A 511-nucleotide genomic window follows, 5' to 3' on the forward strand; every position below is an offset into this window, starting at 1 on the left:
CACCAGCCGCTCGCCCGATGACCTGCCTGCGTTCTGCGATACGATCGTGGCGAAATTTGCGAGCAATTCGACCGACGAAGAGGTGACGTCATGAGCGTGACGAAGGGACTGCTTGTAAGGCTGGAGGCCCTGCCCGGCAAGGAAGACGAGGTCCAGGAATTTCTCGGCATCGGGCGAGGGCTCGTCGAGGAGGAACCGGCCACCGTCGCGTGGTTCGCGATCCGTCTCGGCCCGTCCTCATTCGGGATCTTCGACGTGTTCCCCGATGACGCCGGCCGCGACGCGCACCTGTCCGGCGCGGTTGCGACCGCTCTCGGCGAGCAGACGGGCAAACTGTTCAGCGAGCCGACGATCGAGGAGTTGGACGTCCTGGCCTCGAAGCTCACCGCCTGAGACCACGACCTCGTCGAGCGTGCCGCGGTCCGATTCTCACATCGCACAGCGGCACGCTCGTCATGATAGGGTGAGGTTGGTCGCTGCCTGCAGTGCCGCGGCGAGGTAGCCAGCGGAA

1 protein-coding gene is annotated in these 511 nt (G+C 65.2%); it reads left to right on the top strand.

Going from position 1 to position 511, the window contains the following annotated elements; translation table 11 throughout:
• The first annotated feature begins 90 nt into the window (after window positions 1-90).
• On the top strand, window positions 91-393 hold the full coding sequence (locus WDZ17_RS17400; RefSeq protein ID WP_339576438.1) for a putative quinol monooxygenase: 303 nt from the start codon (window positions 91-93) through the stop codon (window positions 391-393).
• The last annotated feature ends 118 nt before the right edge of the window (window positions 394-511 follow it).

The organism is Pseudokineococcus basanitobsidens, assembly GCF_037482545.1.
In the GTDB taxonomy this organism is placed as follows: domain Bacteria; phylum Actinomycetota; class Actinomycetes; order Actinomycetales; family Quadrisphaeraceae; genus Pseudokineococcus; species Pseudokineococcus basanitobsidens.

What these genes read in the sequence shown, in the direction of transcription:
- WDZ17_RS17400 (WP_339576438.1), top strand. Translation starts at nt 91, where the DNA reads ATGAGCGTGACGAAGGGACTGCTTGTAAGGCTGGAGGCCCTGCCCGGC.